4 protein-coding genes and 1 pseudogene are annotated in these 3529 nt (G+C 38.3%); all 5 read left to right on the forward strand.

All coding sequences use genetic code 11. The features are described from left to right. A partial coding sequence (locus HT729_RS08830; RefSeq protein ID WP_172931919.1) for an N-acetylmuramoyl-L-alanine amidase family protein occupies nt 1-157 on the forward strand: 157 nt, incomplete at its 5' end. A 203-nt stretch (nt 158-360) separates the two neighbouring features. Continuing rightward, nucleotides 361-495: pseudogene (locus HT729_RS08835) on the forward strand (LPXTG cell wall anchor domain-containing protein); the annotation flags it as partial. 407 nt (nt 496-902) lie between these two features. Further along, nucleotides 903-1676, forward strand: coding sequence for a TatD family hydrolase (locus HT729_RS08840; protein ID WP_138706540.1), 774 nt, complete (start codon nt 903-905; stop codon nt 1674-1676). Continuing rightward, nucleotides 1676-2236 carry a ribonuclease M5 gene (rnmV, locus tag HT729_RS08845; RefSeq protein ID WP_172931920.1) on the forward strand — a complete coding sequence of 187 codons (561 nt, stop codon included), beginning with the start codon at nt 1676-1678 and terminating at the stop codon, nt 2234-2236. Before HT729_RS08840 ends, rnmV begins: the two co-directional genes overlap by 1 nt. A gap of 71 nt (nt 2237-2307) precedes the next feature. After that, nucleotides 2308-3207 (forward strand): XRE family transcriptional regulator, encoded by a 900-nt coding sequence (locus HT729_RS08850; protein WP_172931921.1) that lies wholly within the window; start codon nt 2308-2310, stop codon nt 3205-3207. Nucleotides 3208-3529 lie beyond the last annotated feature (322 nt).

Raw genomic sequence — 3529 nt, forward strand, 5'->3', positions numbered from 1 at the left:
TTCATGGTACTACCTCAACAGTAATGGCGATATGAAAGTTAGCCAATGGTTCCAAGTTAGTGGGAAATGGTACTATGTAGATGAATCAGGTATGCTTGCAGTCAATACAACAGTAAACGGCTATAGAGTCAATGCTAATGGTGAATTGGTAAACTAAATCTAACTGAATGAATCTTAATATTATTTTTTGATAGGATATTAAGGCTGAAAATAACTCCATAATCTCTAGCCAGATTTATTCTACTGGAGATTATGGAGTATTTTGTAATATAAGAGATAATGGAAGGATGAGCCAGTAACTCAACATTCTTATATAATAGATTGAATTTAGAGTAGTACATAGCTACTGATGAAAAATCAACTGTTAAAGTGCCTTCTGGCAAACAATTACCTAACACAGGTTCAGCATCAAGTGCAGCACTTGCTAGTCTTGGTCTAGTGGCGGCAACCAGTGGTTTTGCTTTGCTAGGAAGAAAGGCTAGACGTAGAAAATAGGATAGCTAGAAATTTCTATTCTCTACTTAAAGTTAGATTATAAGGGGGATTTTGAGAAGTCATCAATCCTAGTGATGGATGAGAAAAGTGAGAACCCAAGATAATCACACACTTTATACTCAATGAAAATCAAAGAGCAAACTAGGAAACTAGCCGTAGGCTGTACTTGAGTACGGCAAGGCGACGTTGACACGGTTTGAATTTGATTTTCGAAGAGTATTAGATGAATAGGGATGTTCTATCAATCTAGCCAGTCTCTTCTGTCTCTAACTGTGGGACAGGAGATGGGTAATATCGAGTAGAAAAGCTAGCAGAATAGTTCTATTAAAGAGAGGAGGGAAACCGAAAAATTGGGTGCCCCTCCTCTTTTTTGGTATAATAGAAGATATAAAACGAGGTTAGAAGAGATGATTTTTGATACACATACACACTTGAATGTAGAAGAATTTGCAGGTCGTGAGGCAGAAGAAATTGCCTTGGCTGCTGAGATGGGTGTGACACAGATGAATATTGTTGGTTTTGATGAACCGACGATTGAGCGTGCTTTGGAGTTGGTGGATGAGTACGACCAACTCTACGCAACTATTGGTTGGCATCCTACAGAAGCTGGGACTTACACAGAGGAGATTGAAACCTACTTGCTTGATAAGCTCAAGCATCCTAAGGTTGTTGCTTTAGGTGAGATTGGTTTGGATTATCATTGGATGACAGCGCCTAAAGAGGTGCAGGAGCAGGTTTTTCGTCGTCAGATTCAGTTATCTAAGGACTTGGATTTGCCTTTTGTTGTCCATACCCGTGATGCGCTGGAAGATACCTATGAGATTATCAAGAGCGAGGGAGTTGGCTCTCGAGGTGGTATCATGCATTCATTTTCAGGGACGCTTGAGTGGGCAGAGAAGTTTGTCGAGCTTGGTATGACCATTTCCTTCTCAGGAGTGGTGACTTTTAAGAAGGCAACTAACATCCAAGAAGCAGCTAAAGAGTTACCTTTGGATAAGCTTTTGGTGGAGACGGATGCGCCTTACTTGGCTCCTGTACCCAAGCGTGGCCGCGAAAACAAAACAGCCTATACTCGCTATGTGGTGGACTTTATTGCTGCCTTGCGTGGGATGACGGCAGAAGAGTTAGCGGCGGCAACGACTGCAAATGCAGAGCGAATTTTTGGATTGGACAGCAAGTAATGAAAGAAAAAATTTCCCAAGTCATCGTAGTTGAAGGTCGCGATGATACGGCCAATCTCAAACGTTACTTCGATGTAGAGACCTATGAGACACGAGGTTCTGCTATCAATGACCAGGATCTAGAGCGGATTCAACGTCTACACCAACGCCATGGAGTCATTGTCTTTACAGATCCAGATTTTAATGGGGAACGGATTCGGCGCATGATTATGACGGCCATTCCAACAGTTCAGCATGCCTTTCTCAAGCGAGATGAAGCTGTTCCCAAGTCCAAGACCAAGGGGCGTTCTCTGGGAATTGAGCATGCCAGCTATGAAGACCTGAAAACGGCTCTAGCTCAGGTTACAGAACAATTTGAACATGAGAGTCAGTTTGATATCGGTCGTAGCGACTTGATTCGCCTTGGTTTTCTAGCAGGAGCCGATAGCCGTAAGCGACGAGAATATCTAGGAGAGACTCTCCGAATTGGCTATTCCAACGGCAAGCAACTCCTCAAACGCCTAGAGTTGTTTGGGGTCACCTTGGCAGAAGTGGAAGAAGCCATGAAATCTTATGAGTAGGAAAGATGTGACCGTTACAATTTTTTAAGTTTCACAGTATTTTTCGAAGCAGGTAGAAGAGGAGACGTCTGATGTTAATTGGTCAAAAAATTAAAGAGATTCGGATAGAAAAAGGAATTAGTCGTCCAGATTTTTGTGGAGATGAGCAAGAACTGACAGTTCGTCAACTGTCGCGAATTGAAAGTGGAGCTTCGCAACCGAGTTTGCCCAAGTTAGACTATATTGCTCGTCGTTTAGGAGTTCCAGCTTATAGCCTTATGCCGGATTTTTCAGCTCTTCCTCCTGCTTATTTAGAATTGAAATACCAGATTTTACGTGAACCAATCTATGGTAAAGAAGAGGAGTATGATAAGAAAGAATCGTGTTTGGAAGAGATTTATAAAATATACTTTGATAATCTTCCTAAAGAAGAACAATTAGCATGTGAAGTATTGCAGGCGTGTTTAGATACTTCTAGAACTAGAAGGCCTGAATATGCAGAGTTAATACTTGAGGAACATATGCCTCAGATTATAGAAAAAGAAGCTTATTCAATAAATGATATGTTGTTGATTCGTTTGTTTTTTTATCAAATGCTCATTAGAAAAGATCTTGCCAAATTTATAAATCAAATCGAAAAGCTAATGTTCTTGCTTTTGGGACAGAAGAAGATAACTCAAATAGAGAATTACTTTATAATTAGAGATACTCTTATTTCAGGAATGTGTTGTCTTGAAAAGGTAGGAGTAACTGATTGTTTTAATGATTATCTATCGTGTTTACAAGAAATTATGGATAAAACTCAAGATTATCAAAAGAAACCTCTTGTATTTATGTTTTTGTGGAAGCAAGCATTAAGAGAAGAAAGAGATTTTAGTTTAGCTGAATCATTTTATCAGTCTTCTAAAACATTTGCGCAGCTAATTGGAGATGGATTTCTAGTAAAGAAATTGACAGAGGAATGGCAAGAGGATGTAAAAAAATATTTATAAACATAGTGAAGCAATGACAAAAATGTCCTTGTCCTCGTATCAAAACAGTTCTAAAGTTCGTCTTTAGAACTGTTTTTTTATATATAAGCTAAAAATGACACGAAATAGTTAGATTTTAAGGACATTGATGTCCTTTGAGTTTATTTAAGAATAATTTATAATTAATTAAAATGTGAAAGGAGATTACAGTATGAACTTTTCTATTTTATTTAGTTACTTGGTGGTTTAAATAAAATTCAATCTACTATAGTAAAATATCTAAAAAATTCGATTTTTTCTTTGACAACAAATAATAATACTATCCTAAAATCAAAAAACATCT

The sequence above is a fragment of the Streptococcus sp. 79 genome (genome assembly GCF_013277425.1).
Taxonomy (GTDB): Bacteria; Bacillota; Bacilli; order Lactobacillales; family Streptococcaceae; genus Streptococcus; species Streptococcus pseudopneumoniae.

Bases quoted from the DNA above. Each gene is read 5' to 3' on its own strand.
- HT729_RS08840 (WP_138706540.1), top strand. From the start codon at position 903: ATGATTTTTGATACACATACACACTTGAATGTAGAAGAATTTGCAGGT.
- rnmV (WP_172931920.1), top strand. From the start codon at position 1,676: ATGAAAGAAAAAATTTCCCAAGTCATCGTAGTTGAAGGTCGCGATGAT.
- HT729_RS08850 (WP_172931921.1), top strand. From the start codon at position 2,308: ATGTTAATTGGTCAAAAAATTAAAGAGATTCGGATAGAAAAAGGAATT.